The organism is Pseudomonadota bacterium (assembly GCA_039028155.1).
Lineage (GTDB): Bacteria > Pseudomonadota > Alphaproteobacteria > SP197 > SP197 > JANQGO01.
The window spans coordinates 12,817-31,826 of record JBCCIS010000053.1 but is presented as its reverse complement, the minus strand read 5'-3'; the positions used below and the strand labels follow the sequence as shown (position 1 = coordinate 31,826).

At 64.9% G+C, this 19,010-nt stretch carries 15 protein-coding genes and 1 tRNA gene; 9 read left to right on the top strand and 7 right to left on the bottom strand.

Translation table 11 applies throughout. The features are described 5' to 3' along the window. The 6 genes from AAF563_21015 to AAF563_20990 all read left to right on the top strand — a co-directional run. Nucleotides 1–999: electron transfer flavoprotein-ubiquinone oxidoreductase (locus tag AAF563_21015; GenBank protein MEM7123770.1), on the top strand; the 999-nt coding region annotated here is incomplete at its 5' end. A 115-nt stretch (nucleotides 1,000–1,114) separates the two neighbouring features. Further along, nucleotides 1,115–2,902 (top strand): tetratricopeptide repeat protein, encoded by a 1,788-nt coding sequence (locus tag AAF563_21010; protein ID MEM7123769.1) that lies wholly within the window; start codon nucleotides 1,115–1,117, stop codon nucleotides 2,900–2,902. Further along, nucleotides 2,889–3,818, top strand: coding sequence for a 4-(cytidine 5'-diphospho)-2-C-methyl-D-erythritol kinase (locus AAF563_21005; protein MEM7123768.1), 930 nt, complete (start codon nucleotides 2,889–2,891; stop codon nucleotides 3,816–3,818). The genes AAF563_21010 and AAF563_21005 overlap by 14 nt, the downstream gene beginning before the upstream one ends. A 10-nt stretch (nucleotides 3,819–3,828) precedes the next feature. After that, on the top strand, nucleotides 3,829–5,172 hold the full coding sequence (locus AAF563_21000) for a nucleotide sugar dehydrogenase (GenBank protein ID MEM7123767.1): 1,344 nt from the start codon (nucleotides 3,829–3,831) through the stop codon (nucleotides 5,170–5,172). Nucleotides 5,173–5,230: 58 nt separating this feature from the next. Then, nucleotides 5,231–5,304: transfer RNA gene (locus tag AAF563_20995), tRNA-Gln, on the top strand. Nucleotides 5,305–5,494: 190 nt separating this feature from the next. Beyond that, the gene (locus AAF563_20990; GenBank protein ID MEM7123766.1) at nucleotides 5,495–6,712 is read left to right on the top strand and encodes an MFS transporter; all 1,218 of its coding nucleotides are present in this window, start codon (nucleotides 5,495–5,497) and stop codon (nucleotides 6,710–6,712) included. 51 nt (nucleotides 6,713–6,763) lie between these two features. On the opposite strand, the gene AAF563_20985 is transcribed toward AAF563_20990, so the two are convergent. Next, nucleotides 6,764–8,005: an SLC13 family permease gene (locus tag AAF563_20985; protein MEM7123765.1), complete on the bottom strand. Its 1,242-nt coding sequence runs from the start codon at nucleotides 8,003–8,005 to the stop codon at nucleotides 6,764–6,766. A gap of 161 nt (nucleotides 8,006–8,166) precedes the next feature. Here AAF563_20985 and AAF563_20980 point away from each other — a divergent pair, with 161 nt between their 5' ends. Together AAF563_20980 and AAF563_20975 are read left to right on the top strand one after the other, a co-directional pair. After that, a complete protein-coding gene (locus AAF563_20980) occupies nucleotides 8,167–10,452 on the top strand; it encodes a xanthine dehydrogenase family protein molybdopterin-binding subunit (GenBank protein MEM7123764.1) in 2,286 nt (761 codons plus the stop codon). A 3-nt stretch (nucleotides 10,453–10,455) separates the two neighbouring features. Then, on the top strand, nucleotides 10,456–10,701 hold the full coding sequence (locus AAF563_20975; GenBank protein ID MEM7123763.1) for a MoaD/ThiS family protein: 246 nt from the start codon (nucleotides 10,456–10,458) through the stop codon (nucleotides 10,699–10,701). A 29-nt stretch (nucleotides 10,702–10,730) separates the two neighbouring features. Here the strand turns inward: AAF563_20975 and AAF563_20970 are convergent, their stop codons facing one another. From AAF563_20970 to AAF563_20955, 4 genes are read right to left on the bottom strand one after another with little or no spacing between them, the layout of a single operon-like run. Further along, on the bottom strand, nucleotides 10,731–11,618 hold the full coding sequence (locus AAF563_20970; protein MEM7123762.1) for a homocysteine S-methyltransferase family protein: 888 nt from the start codon (nucleotides 11,616–11,618) through the stop codon (nucleotides 10,731–10,733). A gap of 35 nt (nucleotides 11,619–11,653) precedes the next feature. Beyond that, nucleotides 11,654–13,432: a tetratricopeptide repeat protein gene (locus tag AAF563_20965; protein ID MEM7123761.1), complete on the bottom strand. Its 1,779-nt coding sequence runs from the start codon at nucleotides 13,430–13,432 to the stop codon at nucleotides 11,654–11,656. Nucleotides 13,433–13,484: 52 nt separating this feature from the next. Continuing rightward, a complete protein-coding gene (locus AAF563_20960; GenBank protein ID MEM7123760.1) occupies nucleotides 13,485–14,171 on the bottom strand; it encodes an SRPBCC domain-containing protein in 687 nt (228 codons plus the stop codon). 7 nt (nucleotides 14,172–14,178) lie between these two features. After that, a complete protein-coding gene (locus AAF563_20955; GenBank protein ID MEM7123759.1) occupies nucleotides 14,179–15,909 on the bottom strand; it encodes a hypothetical protein in 1,731 nt (576 codons plus the stop codon). An 87-nt stretch (nucleotides 15,910–15,996) separates the two neighbouring features. Between AAF563_20955 and AAF563_20950 the strand changes: the two genes are divergently transcribed. Further along, nucleotides 15,997–16,860, top strand: coding sequence for an SDR family oxidoreductase (locus AAF563_20950; GenBank protein MEM7123758.1), 864 nt, complete (start codon nucleotides 15,997–15,999; stop codon nucleotides 16,858–16,860). Here AAF563_20950 and AAF563_20945 read toward each other — a convergent pair. Beyond that, nucleotides 16,844–18,319, bottom strand: coding sequence for a TIGR01777 family oxidoreductase (locus AAF563_20945; protein ID MEM7123757.1), 1,476 nt, complete (start codon nucleotides 18,317–18,319; stop codon nucleotides 16,844–16,846). The two genes, AAF563_20950 and AAF563_20945, sit on opposite strands and share 17 nt — an antisense overlap. Beyond that, nucleotides 18,307–19,002: a DUF4166 domain-containing protein gene (locus AAF563_20940; GenBank protein MEM7123756.1), complete on the bottom strand. Its 696-nt coding sequence runs from the start codon at nucleotides 19,000–19,002 to the stop codon at nucleotides 18,307–18,309. The genes AAF563_20945 and AAF563_20940 overlap by 13 nt, the downstream gene beginning before the upstream one ends. Between the last annotated feature and the right edge of the window lie 8 nt (nucleotides 19,003–19,010).

The window sequence follows — 19,010 nt, the reverse complement described above, 5'->3', positions numbered from 1 at the left end:
ATCAAGGAGCTTTGGGAGATTGATCCTGCCAAACACAAGAAGGGCACGATCATCCACACCATCGGCTGGCCGATGGACACCAAGACCTATGGCGGTTCTTTCCTCTATCACCTCGACGACAACCTGGTGTCGGTCGGCTACGTCATCGGTCTCGACTATCAGAACCCCTATCTGTCGCCGTTCGAGGAGTTTCAGCGCTTTAAGACCCATCCCGACATCCGGCCGTTTTTCGAGGGAGGCAAGCGCCTGGCCTATGGCGCGCGCGCGATCAACGAGGGCGGTTTCCAGTCGATCCCGAAGCTGACCTTTCCCGGTGGCCTGTTGATTGGTTGTTCGGCGGGTTTCGTCAACGTGCCCAAGATCAAGGGCAGCCATACGGCCATGAAGACCGGTATGACCGCCGCCGAGGCCGTGTTCGAGTGGTTCGCCGCCGGTGCGAACGGACGCGAAGTGACGGCCTATCCCGAGCGGCTCAAGAAGACCTGGGTGTGGGACGAGCTCTACCGGGTCCGCAACATCCGGCCCAGCTTCCATCGCGGCCTGTGGGGCGGCATCGCCTATTCGGGCATCGACACCTATCTGTTCCGTGGCAAGGCGCCGTGGACCTTCCACCACAAGGCCGACCACAGCGCGCTGAAGCCAAAAGCGCAGTTTTCGCCGATCGACTACCCGAAACCGGACGGCGAGGTCAGTTTTGACCGAAACAGCTCGGTTTTTCTCTCCAACACCAATCACGAGGAAGACCAGCCGGCTCACTTGACGCTGAAGGATGCGTCAGTGCCGATCGCCGTCAATCTGGCCACCTATGACGCACCGGAACAGCGGTACTGCCCCGCCGGCGTCTACGAGATCGTCGAGGACGACGATGGCAAGCCGCAACTGCAGATCAACGCGCAGAACTGCGTCCACTGCAAAACCTGCGATATCAAGGACCCGACGCAAAACATCGTCTGGGTGACGCCGGAGGGTGGCGGCGGCCCCAACTATCCCAATATGTAACCGATCCAAATGTAACCGGGGTCACTGGCTCTGACGGCCATGTGACCAAGGGGGCTTTGTAACGAACGGCTGGCTGGACTAGCATATCAGCCGTTTTTTCGGCTGGAGACTGCCGGTGAACTTAGGTTTTTCGATCTTTTCGCGCTTGCTCGGCGGCGTCGGCGTGGCCGCGCTGCTGGTCGCCTGCACCGATGAACGGCCCAGCGGCAGCGACGCCATTGTGCAGTCGGCAAGCTCGACGACCGTGGCGCAGGCCAATCAGCCGCTGGAGTTGATCGCGGCCGAAAGCGATAACGAGGAGATCCAGCCCAGCGCGTCCGGCAGTTACCTTTCCGCCCTTGTCGCCGCCAACAACCGCGACATGGGTTCGGCCGCCGAGTTTTTCGTGATGACGCTGGACAGCGATCCCGACAACCCGGAGCTTCTGCGCCAGGCCCATCTTGCGCTTGTCATGGATGGCCGGGTCGGCGAGGCGGTGCCCATCGCCGAGCGGTTGGAGGCTATCGAACCCGGTGACCCGATCGCCAACATGACCCTGGTTGTCGAAGCCATCAATGTTGGCGATCTGGAGTTCGCGTCCGACACGCTCGGCAAACTGCCGTTACAGGGTTACAACACCCTCGTCGTGCCGCTGGTCGAGGCCTGGATCGAAGTCGGGCGCGGTAACACGGAGGCTGCCCTGGCGGCCATCGCGTCCGGGCTTAGCGATGACGGCTTCGAGACCTTCCGCGCTTACCACATCGCGTTGATCGAGGACCTGGCGGGCAATGCCGAAGCCGCCGACCGGGCTTATGCCCTGGCGTTGCAGTCGCAGGAGGGCGGTTCCTATCGGGTGGTGCGCGCCTATGGCAACTTCCTGCGCCGTGAAGGCCGGGACGAGGAGGCCAAGGCCGTCTATGACGACTTCCTCGCGGTCAACACCGGCACCGTTTGGCTGGACGATGCGCTGGCCGAGTTCGAGGCCGGAACCGTGCCCGAACGAGAAATGGACTCGCCGGTCAAAGGCCTGTCTGAGGTTCTTTTTGGCGTCGCCAGTGTCGCGGATGCCGGCAGCGGCGGGGGAACGTCGTTGGTCTATGCGCGTTTGGCGTCCTATGTCGATCCCGACAGCGCGATCATTCATCTGCTGATTGGCGACCTCTTGGAGATCGACGACCGGCCGCTCGAGGCGGTCGAGGCCTATGGGAAGATCCCGGCGAGTTCGCCGCTTTCCTGGTCTGCCCGCCTGCGCACGGCCGTCAACCTCGACCGTGCCGGCGAGACCGACAAGGCGCTCGACATGCTCGGGGTCATGGTCGATGAGCAGCCTGAGCGTTCCGATACCTTGATCACGATGGGTGACCTGCTGCGCGTCGCGGAACGCTGGGACGAGGCCGTGGATGCCTATGACCAGGCGGTTGAGAGGCTGGGTGGCGAGGCCATGGCGACCTGGCGCCTGCTTTACGTGCGCGGCATTGCTCTGGAGCGCTCCGGCGACTGGCCGCGTGCCGAGGAGAACTTCCTTGCCTCGCTGGAGGCCAACCCCGAGAGCCCCTATGTGCTGAACTATCTGGGATACACCTGGGTCGATCAGGGCGTTCATCTGGACGAGGCGCTCGCGATGATCGAAACCGCCGTCGAACAGCGGCCCCAGGACGGCTACATCGTCGACAGCCTGGGCTGGGCGCTCTATCGGCTCGACGACTTCGATGGCGCCGTGCGTTACCTGGAGCGTGCCGTGGAGCTTGAGCCAGGCGATGCGGTGATCAACGATCATCTGGGCGATGCCTATTGGAAGGTCGGCCGCTTCAACGAGGCGAAGTTCCAGTGGAAGCGCGCGATGTCGCTGGCCGACGAAGACGATGCAGAGCTGATCGCGGTGATCCAGGATAAACTGGATGTCGGTCTGGATGCCGGGAGCTGACGGCGACCAACCCTCGATCGCGATTGCTGCCCCGGCCAAGGTCAATCTCTATCTCCACGTTACGGACCGACGCGATGACGGTCTGCATGAACTGGACAGCCTGTTTGTGCGCGTCGATGCCGCCGACCGGCTATCGGCCGAGGCGGCCGATCGGCTGAGCCTTCAGGTTCGCGGGCCGTTTGGTGAGGCTCTGCCGCCCCGTTCTCTCGATGACAACCTGGTCTTGAATGCCGCGCGCCTGTTGGCCGCAGAAGCCGGCGTGAACGCCGGCGCCGACTTGGTGCTGGACAAGCAGTTGCCTGTCGCGGCCGGAATCGGTGGCGGATCGGCCGATGCCGCCGCCACATTGCGCCTGCTTATGGAGCTGTGGTCGCTTGAGATCGATCCAACGCGACTGGCCGCGCTTGCCGCCCGCCTGGGCGCCGACGTGCCGCCTTGCCTGCACCACCAGCCCGTCCTGGTTTCTGGTATAGGCGATGTCGTTGAACCAGCGCCGCGCCTGCCGTCCGTCTGGTTGGTCTTGGTCAACCCCGGCGTCGAAGTGCTGACCGCCCGCGTCTTCGCCGCGCGCGCCGGCGACTTCAGCCCTGCCCACCCGTTGTCGCATGAGCCGCGCGATGCCGCCGAGCTTGCCCATGAACTCGGTCTGCGTCGCAACGATCTGGAAGGCCCCGCGACGGCCCTGGCGCCTGTCATCGCCGCTGTGCTGAATCAATTGCGTGAAAGGCCAGAGATCCTTCTTGCACGGATGTCGGGCAGCGGGGCGACCTGCTTTGGACTCGCGGCCACCGCCACGGACGCCGCGCGGGCTGCGGCGGCCATCGCCGAGACCCATCCGGACTGGTGGGTCCGTGCTGCCGCCTTGTTGCATGACAGTGATGCTAATAGGCTTCCCATAGGGCGCGGGAATCGTTAGGTAGCGCCCCATGTCGAACGAATTTGATGTCGCGGCCTGGCAGGACCGACTGGCCCGCCGCGAGGTAAGGATTGGTGTCATCGGCCTCGGTTATGTTGGGCTGCCGCTGGTTCTGGCTTTTCATGACGCCGGCTTTCCGGTTCTGGGCTTCGATACCGACGAGGCGAAGATCCGCCAACTCGACAAGGGCGAGAGCTATATCCGCCATATCGCCGGCGACGCCATTGCCGGGCTGGCCGGATCGGACCGGTTCCACGGGACCACCGATGTCGCCGATCTCGCCAACGCCGACGCCATCCTGATCTGCGTGCCCACGCCGCTGACCCGCTATCGCGATCCCGACCTTTCCTATGTCGAAGGCACGGCGCGCGCCATCGCGCCGCATGTGAGGGCGGGCCAGATCGTTATCCTGGAATCGACGACCTACCCCGGCACGACTGACGAGGTGCTGACGCCCATCCTGGAATCGGGCGGTTTGACCGCTGGGCGGGATTTCCTGGTCGCCTACTCACCGGAGCGCGAAGATCCCGGCAATCCGACCTACGGGACGACCGAGATCCCGAAGGTTGTCGGCGGCGACGACCAGGCGGCGACGTCGATCGCCTGCAGCCTCTATGACACCATCACCAGCGGCGGCACGGTGGCGGTGGGTTCGGCGGCGACGGCGGAGGCGGTCAAGCTCACCGAGAACATCTTCCGCGCCGTCAACATCGCGCTGGTGAACGAGTTGAAGGTCGTCTACGACAAGATGGGTATCGATGTCTGGGAAGTCATCGACGCCGCCAAGACCAAACCCTTCGGCTTCATGCCGTTCTATCCGGGCCCGGGTCTGGGCGGCCACTGCATCCCGATCGATCCGTTCTACCTGACCTGGAAGGCCAGGGAGTTCGAGACGCCGACCCGCTTCGTCGAGCTGGCCGGCGAGATCAACAGCGCCATGCCCGCCCACGTGGTCGCGCGCCTGGCCGAGGCACTAAACGACCGCTTTGGCAAGGGACTCAACGGAAGCCGCATCCTGATGATGGGCATGGCGTATAAGAAAGACGTCGACGACATCCGCGAGAGCCCGTCGCTCAAGCTGATGGCACTCCTGGAGGAGCGTGGCGCCGAGGTCAGTTTCTACGACCCCTTCATCCCCGTGATCTCGACGGGGCGCGAGCACGCTGCGCTATCGGGCCGCGAGAGCGTCACCTGGCAGGACGTCGTTGCCGGCAACCACGATGCCGCGTTCATCGTGACCGACCACAGCGATGTTGACTATCAGGCGCTAGTCTCAGCGAGCCCGCTCGTCGTCGACACCCGTAACGCAACGCGCGACGTCAGCGACCACCGCGACCGCATCGTGCGCGCGTGACTTGAACGGACTGACTTGAACATGGGCGCGCTTTCTGGTTTGAAAGCGCCGTCTCTGCTGGGGCGTAGCCAAGCGGTAAGGCAACGGGTTTTGATCCCGTGATCCCTGGTTCGAATCCAGGCGCCCCAGCCATCCTTGCGCGCACGCGCTGTCCGCCAATTGGCGAAGTTCATTGAACTTTCAGGCCGATTCTGGTCTTTAGGTCGGCGTCGAGCTATGGGCAGGCAGGCGTCGCCTAGGGGCACCCTATCTCAAGTCGAGACGTGCGCCGGCGTTTGCGTTCCCTTGATGTCACGTTAGGGAAACTCTGAGACCGCACGCCATGGCTCTTCGTAGATCGCTTTTGTTCACCAACTTTTTCGCCGCTGATGCCAGCGGCGGGCTTGGTCCCTATCTCGGTATCTATCTGCTTTCGGTTTTGGGCTGGCATGCCGGTTCGATCGGCATTGTACTGGCACTGGGCACGATCGCGACGGTCATCGTGCAGACTCCGGCCGGCGCGCTGATTGATAAGGTCCATTGGAAGCGCACGTTGTTGGCCCTGTGCGGCGGCACCATCGGTGTCGCGACGGTCGCTATTCCGATCATCGGCACCGACGCTGTTGTCTATGCCTCGCAGATCCTGGTGGGCATTGGTGCGGCGTTCATCGGTCCCTGTATCGCGGCAATGACACTGGGTCTGGTCGGGCCCGATAACTTCACGCGCCAGGCCAGCGCCAACGCGATGGGCAACCACACGGGCAACGTCGTTTCGGCGACGCTGGCTGCCGTCATCGCGCTCTACATCGCCGAGGCCGGCGTGTTCTATCTGGTCGGTGTCATGGCGGTTGGGATGATCATCTCGATCGCCTGCATTCCAGGTAAGGAGATCGACCATGAGGTCGCGCGTGGCGGCCTGGCAGATGAGGGAACTGGCGAAAAGAAACCCTCCGGTTTCAAGACACTGCTTGAAGACCGGTCGCTCGTCATCTTCGCGCTGTGCATTGTGCTGTTCCACTTCGCCAACGCCGCCATGCTGCCTCTGGTCAGTCAAAAACTCTCGGAAGGCAGCGACGCCGAGCACGGAACCGCGTTTACCTCAGCCTGCATTATCGCGGCCCAGATCGTCATGGGCATCATGGCGTGGCTTTGCGGGCGCACCGCCGACAGCTGGGGCCGAAAGCCCCTGTTTCTGGTGGCTTTTGCTGTCATGCCGGTGCGTGGCGTCTTGTTCAGCCTGGGCGACGACCCTGTCTACCTTGTCGCCGTACAGGCGCTCGACGGCGTCGCTAATGGTGTGTTCGGTGTCATGTTCCTGTTGATCGTCGCGGACCTGACACGCGGTACTGGACGGTTCAATGTCGTGCAGGGGGCGCTGACGACCCTGGTCGGCATCGGCGCTTCGCTCAGCAACCTGATCGCCGAGCAAATCGCAGACTTCTTCGGTTATGACACAGCGTTCTTATCGCTCGCCTGCGTCGCCATTGTCGGCCTGACCATCTTTCTCTTCTTCATGCCGGAGACGGCACCGCACAAACAGAAGGACGCGGTGCCTGGCTGATGATCCGCTTACGCGGAGTGGGCTGGTGATGCCCGCCATCGGGAATACGCGCTAGTCCATGAGCCAGACGATCCAGCCATAGGCGATGATCATCGAAACGATGGTGACCGGCAGGTTGATCAAGGTGAACTGCCAGAAGGTGAAGGGTTTCTGGCCGAACTTCTCGGTCTGCTGAACGACGATGACATTGCTCGCCGCGCTGATAATGAAGAGATTGCCGGCGAGCGTGCTCATGGCCGCCAACAGGATCAGCTCCGGTGTCTCCGGTTCGCTCAACAGGCCCAGATAGATCTCGACCGTCGGCACGTTGGAGAAGAGCTGGCTGGCGCCGAAGCCGACGGCGGTGATGACGTTGGGATCGTCCAGGTGTTCCATCAGCGGGCCTAAGGCCTCCTCGACGTCGCCGGAGGCGAGCACCGATCCGGTGACCACGAACATCGCGACAAAGAAGATCAATGTCGCCCAATCGACCTCGGCGAAAAGCTTGAAGCGGTGGTTGCTGAATAGATAGATCGGCAGGCAGGCGATAAGGCCGAGCCAGCCGAGTTCGATGGCGAGGTCGGGGACGACCTCACGGATGACCGCATCGGCGCCAATCAAAATCACCAGAAGCGCCGCTGCCGAGTAGGCCGGCCAGGTCTGGTGGGTCGTCACCGGCTCCGGCGCTTGCCAGTCGGACGTGTCGATCTCCGGCTCGCGCGCCAGGCGCACGGCGAACCAGGCGAAGGCAAGGACCATGGCGACGACGGTCGGCACGATCAGCCACGTGACAAACGCGACAAAGGGGTTCCTGAAGTTAGGTTCGGCGGCGATCAGGATGTTCTGGGGGTTGCCGATCGGCGTCAGCATGCTGCCGATGGTGACGGCGGCGCACAGCGCGATCAGGAAGATTGTCGGGCGGACGCGAAACGCCTGGGACAGCGTCAACGCCACCGCCGTGCCGATGACCGCCGCCGCGTCGTTGGTGTAGATGGCCGCGCCCAACCCGGTCAGCACCATGAAACCAGCCAGCGCCGCCGGTCTGCCGTGGCGATGCTTGGCCAGCCAGGCGCTCACCTGATGCGGCGCGCCACCGTGATAGAGCGCGATGCCGATGGAGAAGACGCCGAACAGATAGGCAATGATGTTCCAGTCGACATAGTCGACGGCGCCGATCGGACTGACCTGGCCGCTCGCCACGATGACGACGGCGCCTGCCAGCATGACATGCCAGATCCTGAGCCATGACGGCAGCCACTGACGGATCGCAATAATCGCGAAGATCAGGATCGCGACAACCGTACTGATCGACATAAATCGCTATCTCGCAACGGGTTAGGCAAGCGCGGGCGCGCCCCAACCCGCTCGGCCCGCTATACCATAGATTAGGATTTGGGGCTGCGATGAGATAGACGGACGTCATCGTGACGGGTTAGGAATCCAGGGAACAGGTTCGCGTCGAAGGAGAAAGCTTGATGCCGCTAGACGACGAATTCAGCCCGCGCCTTGCGTTTAAGAAGGTCGGCACCCGCCCTTTGCGACCCGATGGCGTCGACAAGGTCACCGGGCGCGCCCGCTATGGCGCCGATATGGCCGACGCCAACATGTTGGTCGGCCTGGTGCTCAGAAGCCCCCATGCCCACGCCCGAATCGTCTCGATCAACACCAAAAAGGCCAAGAAGCTGGCCGGGGTGAAGGCCGTGGTGACCCGTGACGACTTTCCGCACCTCAAAAACGATCAGACGGTGAAGGGTGAGGAAGAAGAGAACATGTGGGACGTCGCGCAGAACATCATGGCGCGCGACAAGGTCCTTTACGAAGGCCATGCCATTGCCGCCGTCGCCGCAACCAGCAAAGCGGCCGCGCGCGAGGCCCTGAAGCTGATCAAGGTGAAGTACGAGGTTCTGCCCCACGTCACCGATGTCGACGCGGCGATGGCGCCCGACGCGCCGCTGCTGCACGACGACATGTTCACCGCCGGCATGGAGCCGGCGCCGAAGAAACCCTCCAACATCGCCGAATACTCAGAGATCGCCACCGGCGATGTCGAAAAGGGTTTCGCCGAGGCCGACGTGGTCATCGAACGCTCGTTCCGCACTGAAGCCGCGCACCAGGGCTATATCGAGCCCCACGCCTGTTTCGCTTCGGTCTCGGAGGACGGCCTGGCCGAACTATGGTGCTGCACCCAGGGCCACTACACCGTGCGCGCCATGTGCGCGGCGATCCTGGGCTGGGATCTCGCCAGCCTGCGGGTGACCTCGTCGGAGATCGGCGGCGGCTTCGGCGGCAAGACGACCGTGTTTCTGGAGCCGATCGCGCTCGCGCTCGCCAAAAAGGCGCACCGGCCGGTCAAGATGGTGATGAGCCGCGACGAGGTGCTGCGCGCCTCGGGCCCGACATCCAGCACCAGCATGACCATGAAGATCGGCGTCACCCGCGACGGCCGCATCACCGCGGGCGAGGGCGTCTATAAGTTCCAGGGCGGCGCTTTTGCCGGTTCGCCGGTGCCCTATGGCGCGGCCTGCGCCTTCGCGCCCTACGACACGCCCAACGTTTTATTGCGCTGCTATGACGTCGTCACCAACCGGCCCAAACAAGCGGCCTATCGCGCGCCGGGCGCGCCCATGGCCGCCTTACCGGTTGAAGCGCTGCTCGACGAACTCGCCGAGAAGATCGGCATGGATCCGATCGAACTCAGGCGGAAAAACGCCGTGAAGGAAGGGTCGTCATCGGCCTATGGCCCAACCTTCGGACCGATCGGCATGATCGAGAGCCTCGACGCGGTCGAGAACCACGACGTCGCGAAGAAGCCGCTGAAGGCCAATCAGGGCCGCGGCATCGCGTCGGGCTTCTGGCCCAACTATGGCGGCCAGACCTGCGTCACGCTTAACATAAACACCGACGGCACCGCGCTCTTGTCGCTGGGCACGCCGGATATCGGCGGCAGCCGCGCCTCCATGTGCCTGATGGCAGCCGAGGAACTCGGCATCGCCTATGAGAACATCAAGGCGATCATCGCCGACACCAGTGCGCTCGGCCATAACGACACCACCGGCGGCAGCCGTGTGACCCACTCGGCCGGTATGGCGACCATCGATGCGGCCAAGGACGCCATCGCCAAGATGCGCGAGCGCGCCGCCCAGATCTGGGGCATCGACCCCGATGCGGTCGTCTGGCGTGACGGCGCGGCCCACCCTTCGGGCCATAACGCCGGCGACTTCGAACCGATGTCACTCGCCGAACTCGCCGCCATGGCACCGCAGACCGGTGGCCCGATCGCCGGCCACGCGGAGATCAATGCCGAGGGTGCGGGCAACAGTTTCAGCACCCATCTGGTCGACGTCGAGGTCGACCCGGAAACCGGCCACGTGACGATCCTGCGCTATCTGGTTGTCCAGGACGCCGGCAAGGCGATCCATCCGGACTATGTCGAAGGCCAGTACCAGGGCGGCGCGGTCCAGGGCATCGGCTGGGCGCTCAACGAAGAGTACGTTTATGGCGAGGACGGCCGTCTGCAGAACCCGACCTTCCTGGACTACCGCATTCCCGTCTGCTCGGACGTGCCGATGATCGACACGGTGATTGTCGAGGTGCCGAACCCCGGCCACCCCTATGGCGTGCGCGGCGTCGGCGAGACGCCGATCGTGCCGCCGCTGGCCGCCGTCACCAACGCGGTGTCGCGCGCGATCGGCCAGCGCCTGACCGATATCCCGATGTCGCCGCCCAAGATCCTGGCCGCGATCGAGGCGGCCAAGGACTGAACCTTGGTCGAGGTCAGGCTCGGCGCGACGCTAAGGTCGAAGGCCGGCGGCCGCGAAACGTTCGAGGTCGAGGCCGGGACCATCATGCAGGTGCTGCGGCAGCTCGGCGAGCGCTACCCCGAGCTCAAGCCGATCCTGGACAAGGGCGTCGCGGTCGCCATCGACGGCCGGCTCTACCGCAACGCCCAACTGCAAAAGGTGCCGGAGGGTGCTGAGGTCTACCTGATGCCGCGCGTGGCGGGGGGCTAGAGCGGGTGAATCCGTTCTAGCCCAGGCGTTCACACCACCTTGCGCAAGACCTCGATGTGGTCGACGCGAATGCCGCAGCAACCGCCGATGACCTGCACGCCGCGGCCGAGCCAGCGCTGGGCGTTGGCGGCGTAGTCTTCCGGTGTGATCGTGCCGTCGAAGACCCATTTGCCGTCGATCTCGTCGCCCGTATGGGCATAGACGCCGACCGGGCCGGACCAATGCTCGTTGACGACGTCGAGACAGGCGTCGATGTGCTTGACCTCGGTGTGCATGATGTTGATCAGCGGTACGTTCTTTTCCTTGAGCACGGCGAGCACGTCGGAGAGCGGGCCGCCTTTCCACAAACACACGGTGCCGGTGTCGTCGGGTTCGCATGTCAGGCCGACCCACACCGGCAGGCCGCTTGATTGCGCGGCGTCGAGCGTGACCATCATCTGCTCGCTGTCGATCATCATCTCCAGCATCAGAAGGTCGGCGCCGGCATCCGCCATGATCGCAGCCTGTTGGGCGGCGTTCTCGCCAAGAACGTCGAGCGTCGGCGGGTTATCGGTCCACGTCCAATAGGACATGCCGCCGGCGACCAGGACGTCCGGCGTCGCCATGCGCTCGCGCGCCTCGAGGGCCAGTTCCACGGCACGCCGGTTGTAGTCCTCGAACTGGTCGGCGACGCCGGCGTCTTCCAAGGCATGACGGTGCGTCGCGAAGGTGTTGGAGATGACGATCTGGGCGCCGTGGCGGATGTAGTCCTCGTGGATACCGCGCACGATATCCGGGTGGCTCAGCGTGCCGCCGCCGTTCCACGCGTTCTCCAGGTGCGGCACGCCGCGCCGGTCGACCTCGGTGCCGGTGGCTCCGTCGATCAGGATGCGCTCGCCGTTCTGGATACGGCGCATCAGGTTGTCGTAACGGCTCATGGTTGCGTTCCTCGTGTCGTCGCTCAGTCGTTGCGTCAGTCGAGAAGGCCGGCTGCTTTCAGGCCGGAAAGCGACTGCTCGGCGAGCTCCGGACGATTGCCGGCGAGGTTGCGGATCTGCGCCGCCAGGTGTTGCGGCGTCATCGCGGGATTGGCGCGCAGCGCGCGGTCCATCGCCTGTTTGGCCTCGTCATAACGGCCGAGTTGGCCGAGCGCATTGGCAAGCGTCACCCAGGCGCCGGAATAGCCGGGCTGGGCCTCGACGCTTTTGCGCGCAAAGGTGACCGCCTCTTCGGACCGGTTTTCGCGGGCGCAGGCATTGGCCTTGAAGTACTGCCAATAGGGTACCATCGGGTGGTTCGGCGCGGCGGCCAGGATGCGGTCCAGCACCGCGTGGCCCTCCTGCAGCTCGTCGCCCGTGCCGCCATAGGCAAGCGTGCGGCCCAGCCGTCCCCAGCTATGGAAATCGAACGGCGCGACTTCGACGGCCCGGCGCAGCGCGCGCACGGCCTTGTCGTGCTCGCCGCAATTGCTCAGCACATTGCCGAGCGCGCGCAGCACGACGGGATCGTCGGCCGATAACTCGCTCGCCCGCTCGACGGCGGCGAGCGCCGCCGCACGGTCCTCTTCCGGTCTGTCGCTCAACCCGTTCATCACCCGCTGCATCAGGACGGACGCCAGACTGGCGTGGGCGCCGGCATAGTTAGGATCGATGGCGATGGCCTCTTTGGCGAGCGCGAGCGCATGATCGCCGGCATCACGGTTGATCGGCAGGTTCTGCGCCCGTGCCTTTTGCACGAGGCCCCAGGCATCAAGGCTCTCGGTCGACCGCCGTCTCGCGCGCTGCCATTCGGCGCGAAGGAACTCGCCGCCAAACGCGATGACGATGGATTCGGCGATTTCCTCCTGGACCGCGAAGAGGTCGTCGATCTGACGCTGATAGGTTTCCGACCAAAGCTGGCTGCGGTCGGCGGCATCGGAGAGTTCGGCGGTGACCCGGACGCGGTCACCGGCGCGGCGCACGCTGCCGGTCAACACATAGCGCAACTGCAGGTCGCGGACGACCTGCCACATGTCGTCGCCGCGGCCGCGATGCGCGAAGGTCGCTGGCCGGGAGGCGACGCGCAGGTCGGGGATCTTCGACAGCATGGTGATGATTTCCATCGCGATGCCATCGGCGAGATAAGCGTCCTCGGAATCCGGCGACAGGCTTTCGAACGGAAAGACGGCGATCGAGCCGCGCGCCTCCTCCGGGCGCGGCGGCGCCGGCTGGTCCGTCGGCTTGCGGTCGGCGGGTGCTGCCTTGCTGGAGATTCGGTAGGCGTGGATCGGCTCGGCGATGTTCTTGACCGTCTGTTCGCCCAGGTCGACATGGTCCAGGTCAAGCCGGTTCTTGATCTGCTCGAACACCGCGCGCGAGGCGCAGATGCCACCGGGCTCGGCCAGACCTTCCAGGCGCGAGGCCACGTTAACGCCGTCGCCGTGAATATCCTCGTCCTCGATGATCACATCACCCAGGTTGATGCCGATGCGGAACTGCAACGACTGGTCCCGCGCCTTGTCCTGCTCGCGTTCGCTGACGCCCTTCTGCCAGGCCACCGCGCATTCGACCGCCTCGACGACGCTCTGAAACTCCAGCAGCAGACCGTCGCCCATCAGCTTGACGATCCGGCCCTTGTGCTTGGCAATGACGGGTTCCAGGAAGTCGTGGCGCAGGTCCTTCAGATGTGCATGCGTGCCGACCTCATCCGTGCCCATCAGGCGCGAATAGCCGACCACGTCCGCTGCAAGTATGGCCGCCAGGCGTCGCTGCATGCCTTGCCTCCCTGAGACCTGAGACTAACGGTCCAGGGCCGTGGAATCTATGTCACTGAAACGGCACTTGCCTGCCCGTGACGAGTTGTGATGAGCCGAAGTGCGCTGCTAGCAGGCGGTCGTAGAGCAGTGTCATCTCATGTTCGCCGACGGTCGTTACCGGGGCGCCGAGATGTCCGGTCAGCGAATCGACAAAACCGTGCCAGCCGACGGCGACGCCGACCCAATGGGTGCCGGGCCCGCCGGGTTGCCGGGTGTCCAGGTCACCAAGCTCACCGTCTGGCGCCGTCACGCCTGGTCCCATTCGGTCGAGCAGGTGGAAGCGCGTGCCGTTGTCGCTATCGGCAATCTCAAACCGGGTTTGGCCGCCCTGATCGGCCGTGAACGCGATCGCCGAACCGGGCTCCAGGGCCGATACAACACCATTCCAACCGTGTTTGAACGAAAACCGGCCGCCGATACGGGCCTCCATGGTCGTCTCCATGAACCACTGCGATAACTCGGCGGGATCGCTGACGGCTTGCCAGATGTGCCGGCGATCGACAGGTAGCCAGCGTTGGAAGGTCAGGGTGCCGGGGCCGGTGAGCTCTCCCATGTAGGGCGAGAACGCCAGCAGCGCCGACCAGTTTTCGAAACCGTAGTGTTTCGCGACGACGTCGGGGTCGGAACCGATCCCATTTTCGCGACGCATTTCCTCGGTGTCGGCGTGGAGAATGTCGGCAAGGCTGGTGCTGGTCATGCGCGCCCTAAAGCGGCCTCACGGCATCGGCGATGCGCGCGAGTTTGAGCGCGTCATAGCGTTCGTCGGCGTCCGGCGTGTCGTGGGCCAGGCGGAACGCGGTCATGCCGTTGGGCAAAGGCTGGATGATGTTGCCGCCATAGCCGCGCATGGTCGCCAGGCGCATGAAGCCGCGTTCGCGGCTGTTATAGCCCTGCATCCAGTAGGCCAGGTGATAAGTGATATCGCCATCGGTGGTGGTGTGGCCAGTTGGCAAGCCCTTGTCGGGCGAGGGGTCGAGCGCCTCGCGAACGAGCGACGGATCGAGCAGTTGCTCGCCATCGTGCATTCCGCCGTCATGCAGAAGCCGGCCAAGCTTGGCGATGTCGTCGAGGCCCAGGAAAAAGCCGAACGCCGTCACAGGCACACCCAGGGCTCCACCGGACTCCAGGGTGCGGTTCATGTCGGCGCCGCGAATGCCTATCGGTTGATAGACCTCGTCGGCGACCATGGCGAAGAGATCGGCGTCGGGCCCGCGATGCCGCTTCCAGACGGCGTCCATGGCGACGCCGGCCATGAAGAGGTCCTGATCGCGGTAGCGGGTGACCTCGCCCGGCCCCCAGGGGTAGCTCGGACAGGCGAAGGCGGCCGCCAGCTTGTCGTTACGGCTTTTGGCGGCATACCAGGCCTGATAGGCGCGGTAGCAGGCTTCGCCCTCGGTACCGATATGCTCGGGCCCGGTCAGGTTGTCGGCGTGGATATCCAGGACGTCGCGGGTCGGCGAGGCCGTGCCGATACCGCTTGCCATGTTGAGGCAGTCGCGGATCGTGACGTGCAGCCAGCCGTCATGCGCGGCCGCCACCTCGACCACGTCGCCGACAAGCGTGTTGCCGATGTCAGGGCCCAGATGATGGGCCAGGCGCATCAGGGCCGTCGTGCCGAACGCCGCCTTGGTCGCCGACCACAGACCGAACCGCATGGCGCGCGGGAAGGGGGCGGCGCCGTGCTCGGTGCGCATGGGCGTCGCATAGATGACATCGCCGATGACCAGGCCGGCGACGATTTCGCTGTCGGCGCCCGGACCCTCTGCAAGCGCTTCGATCAGGTCGTGGCCGCAATGGGCCGCGAGCTCGTCGATCGGGCGGATGGCGAATTCCTCGCTGCGGTCGGCGGTATAATCCTGGCGCGCCGCTTCGCTCGTGGCGGGCTCGCCGGTTTCGACGCGGATGGGAACCCGGCCCCAAAGCTGGAAGGCATTCGGCATGTGATCGGGCTGGGTGTGGGTGATCTTCTGGACGGCGAGCGGCGTGACGGTCGTGTCGTCAAACAGGAATGATGCCAGGCCGTTATGGGTCTCGTTCTCGCGCTCGTTGGAGAGCTGGAACGGGAATGATGCCCGCGACAGCCCGCCGTCTCCCGGTTCCGACCACACCTGACCGGCGCCCGCCGCCAGGTCCCAGTAGCTGTCGCCGCCGGATCGGCGCAAGCCGCGGCTGTCGGGGATCAGTGCGCCGTCCTGTGTCGTGAAACCGATCGATACGCCGGGAAAGAGGCGGGGGTCGCCGCCCAGGAGGGTCGGTTCATTGAGCGCCGCACAGTCGCTCGTCAGCGCCGTCTCGTCGACGTGCAGCGTGCCGGCGAAGCCGCGCTGCGCCGCCGTGGCGTCCGGTCCGGGCTCAAAGGCGGCGTTGGCGACGGGACCGGTCATGGTCTCGCCATCACGCATCATCTGCGCCGTCAGCGCGCTACGATCAGCCATCAAACCTCCAAGTGCCTGGACGAGCGGCGGATGCCATCCGATCATAGCCCCAGAGCCAACACAACCGCGCCGCCACGGAGGACAAACATGACAACACCCATTCTGGTGATCGGCGCGACCGGCCATGTCGGGCGAGAGGTCGTTGATCAGCTCAAGACCGCTGGCCATCCCATGCGGATTATGACCCGGGACGCTTCGCGCGCGGCCGATCTGGGCGTTGGCGGTGACGTGGTGGTCGAGGGCGACCTGCGCGACCCCGGTTCACTCAACGACGTCGTTGCCGGGGTCCAGAAAGCCTATTACGCGACGCCCGACCCCGAGGACAACGTGGTCATGTTGGAGAACTTCCTGGCCGCCGCGAAGCCGGCGGGTCTTCAGCATGTGGTCCGGCTCTCGGCGCGCTCGGCCGACATCAACTCGTCGGACGATCTGGCGCGCCGGCACGGGCTGGCGGAAAAGGCTCTAGAGGACTCCGGCGTCGCCTGGACACACATCCGGCCCAGCTGGTTCATGCAGATGATGTTCGAATACGCGCCCGGCGGGCGCATGGCGCTACCGGGCGGCGAGGGACGGATCGGCTGGATCGATACCCGCGATATCGCCGCCATGGCGGTCAAGTCGCTGACCGAGCCGGGGCACGAGGGCAAGTGCTACACGATCAGCGGGCCGGAGGCGCTGTCCTATGGCGATCTCGCCCGTGCGATGTCGGAGGCGACGGGCCGCACGTTCGTTTATGAGGCCATGAGCCCTGAGGCCTATCGCGAGCAGCAGCGCGCCGCCGGCGACGAGGCCTGGTACATCGACCTCGTGCTGCAGCTCTACGCCAACATCCGGGCCGGCAGATACGCCTATCTGACGGACGAGTTCGAGGCGGTGATGGGCCGTCCGGCGACGACCTTCGCCCAGTTCGCCAAGGACTGCGCCGCCGACCTGGTCAGGCAGTTGGATTGACCGCGGGCTGGTCAGACGCCAGGGAAACGCGCAAGGCCTCCTCAAGGTTCGGGCACCGGAAACCGAAGCCGGCATCGCATAGCCGTATCGGCTGAACCCGCTTGCTGGCGAGCAGGAGCTCCTGCCCCATTTCGCCGAACACGAAGCGGATCACGCCAGCGGGGATGGCGAACAGACAGGGCCGCCCCAACTGGCGCGCCAGCGCGACCGAGAACTGCGCATTACGCACCGGCACCGGGGCGACGGCGTTGAACGGGCCCCTGAGGTCGTCGCGCGCGATCAGGAAGGCGATCATGGCGATGACGTCGTCCAGGTGGACCCAGGACATCCATTGCCGGCCCGACCCCAGGCGGGCGCCCAGACCGAACTCGAAGGAGGGCATCATCATGCCGAGCGGACCGCCATGGGCGGCTAGCACCAGTCCCAGCCTTAGTTGCACAACACGGACGCCATAGCGGCAGGCCTTGCGCGATTCGGCTTCGCAGGCCGCGCACATGGCATTGGAGAACCCCGGTTGGGGTTTGGTGTTCTCGGTGACCGGACGTTCGCTGTCCGAGCCGTAATAGCCGATTGCCGAGGCGGTGATCAAAACCTCAGGTTTGATCTCGAGGCGGCCGATGAAGGCGACCAGCGCCCGGGTCGTATCGATCCGGCTGGCGCGCAGCACCGATTTGCGCTTGGCGGTCCAGCGCCGTGTCGCGACCGGCGCGCCGGCCAGGTGGACGACGGCATCGAAGACCTCGTCATCGCCGAAGCTGTCGAGGTCGGTCGTGATGCGCACCGGCAGCGGCAGATCACGCGCTTTGCGGGCGTCGCGGGTCAGGACGGTCACATGGTGGCCGGCTTCGACCAGCGCCGCGGTCAATCGCCGGCCGATGAAGCCGGTGCCGCCGGTGATCAGGATCCGCTTATTGCCGTCGAGATAGTCGGTGACCAAGTCGGCGCCCGGATCGGCGACAGAGGGTGCCTGGCCGACAGCGTGACTGCGCGCGGTATCGCGGAGGGTCCAATAGGCAACGCCGACAGCAAACACAGTCATCACGGCCGACCAGGCGCCGCGCTCGACCAGGACAAGCGCGGTGGGTTCACCGGCCCAGGCGACGAGATAGGGCGCGAACAGCGCCAGGAAGGCGCCGTAGCTGATGGCCAGCACGGTGTGGAGGACCCGTTCGCTCGCGGGCAGGAGACGGGTGCGGTCCTCGATAACGAAGTCGGTGAGCGTGATGGCGATCTCGATCACAAGCAGGCCGGCAAAGGCGATGGCCAAAAGGCCATGGGGTTCGGCCCAGGCCAGGACCAGGAAGATGACCGCGTAGATTCCGTTGCGGGCGGCGTGGAGCCGGAGTTCCGCAGACGCGGTTTTTTTCCACGTCAGACGCTCGGTCATCTCGTGATGGTAGGCCAGATCGAAGGCGCCGAGCAGCGCCTGGGCCGTCACGACGATCATCAGGGCTTCCATGGGACATCCTCCCGTTCGAAAAAATCGCCTTCCTGGAACACCAGCTCGCCGAACCAGGGATGACGGATCTGGAGCGTGAAACGGAACCGGCCGCCGCCCAGCTCGCGATGGGTGACGTGGGTCTCGCCGGGCGACAGCACATGGGGCAGGGGCACGCGCAGCGGGCCGCAATGCCAGGCGTAGCCGGTGCTGATGAAATGCAGCGCGCGTCTTTCCGCCTTCAGATTGAGCCGCATGACAAACCCTCGGCCCAGGCACTCGAGCAGGCCGTCGCGCGGGTCGAACCGTTTGACGCTGGTCACGACAAAACGTCGGCCGGCCGGGAACAGATAGGCGCGGTTCCAGATGCCGGCGGCGCTTGCGGTATCGCCCTCGACGTCGATCATGGTGACGATGTCGCGGCCGGTCTTGGGGCACAGCGATGTGCCGAACAGACGCGCCAACAGGGCCAGCACGCGTCCGGCGCGCGACAGACGGACCGTTCCCATCAGGCCATAGAAACCGCGCTTGGTGCCGTCGTCGCCGAAACGGGCGCGAATGGCGTGGTCCAGGCGGTGCCAGGCGGTCTCGCCCAGCAACGAACGATAGGTCGGCGCCGGCTCGTCGGTCCGCCGGACGGCATGCGCCGCTGGCGCAGGCCCCATCGTTATAGTCGGAAGTTTCAGGAAATTTTGAAAGAACATGTCAAAAA

Coding starts and splice junctions, on each gene's coding strand:
- AAF563_20985 (MEM7123765.1), bottom strand. CDS start 8,005: ATGTCGATCAGTACGGTTGTCGCGATCCTGATCTTCGCGATTATTGCG.
- AAF563_20955 (MEM7123759.1), bottom strand. CDS start 15,909: ATGGCTGATCGTAGCGCGCTGACGGCGCAGATGATGCGTGATGGCGAG.
- AAF563_20940 (MEM7123756.1), bottom strand. CDS start 19,002: ATGTTCTTTCAAAATTTCCTGAAACTTCCGACTATAACGATGGGGCCT.
- AAF563_20945 (MEM7123757.1), bottom strand. CDS start 18,319: ATGGAAGCCCTGATGATCGTCGTGACGGCCCAGGCGCTGCTCGGCGCC.
- AAF563_21005 (MEM7123768.1), top strand. CDS start 2,889: ATGCCGGGAGCTGACGGCGACCAACCCTCGATCGCGATTGCTGCCCCG.
- AAF563_20960 (MEM7123760.1), bottom strand. CDS start 14,171: ATGACCAGCACCAGCCTTGCCGACATTCTCCACGCCGACACCGAGGAA.
- AAF563_21000 (MEM7123767.1), top strand. CDS start 3,829: ATGTCGAACGAATTTGATGTCGCGGCCTGGCAGGACCGACTGGCCCGC.
- AAF563_20965 (MEM7123761.1), bottom strand. CDS start 13,432: ATGCAGCGACGCCTGGCGGCCATACTTGCAGCGGACGTGGTCGGCTAT.
- AAF563_20970 (MEM7123762.1), bottom strand. CDS start 11,618: ATGAGCCGTTACGACAACCTGATGCGCCGTATCCAGAACGGCGAGCGC.
- AAF563_20980 (MEM7123764.1), top strand. CDS start 8,167: ATGCCGCTAGACGACGAATTCAGCCCGCGCCTTGCGTTTAAGAAGGTC.
- AAF563_20990 (MEM7123766.1), top strand. CDS start 5,495: ATGGCTCTTCGTAGATCGCTTTTGTTCACCAACTTTTTCGCCGCTGAT.
- AAF563_20950 (MEM7123758.1), top strand. CDS start 15,997: ATGACAACACCCATTCTGGTGATCGGCGCGACCGGCCATGTCGGGCGA.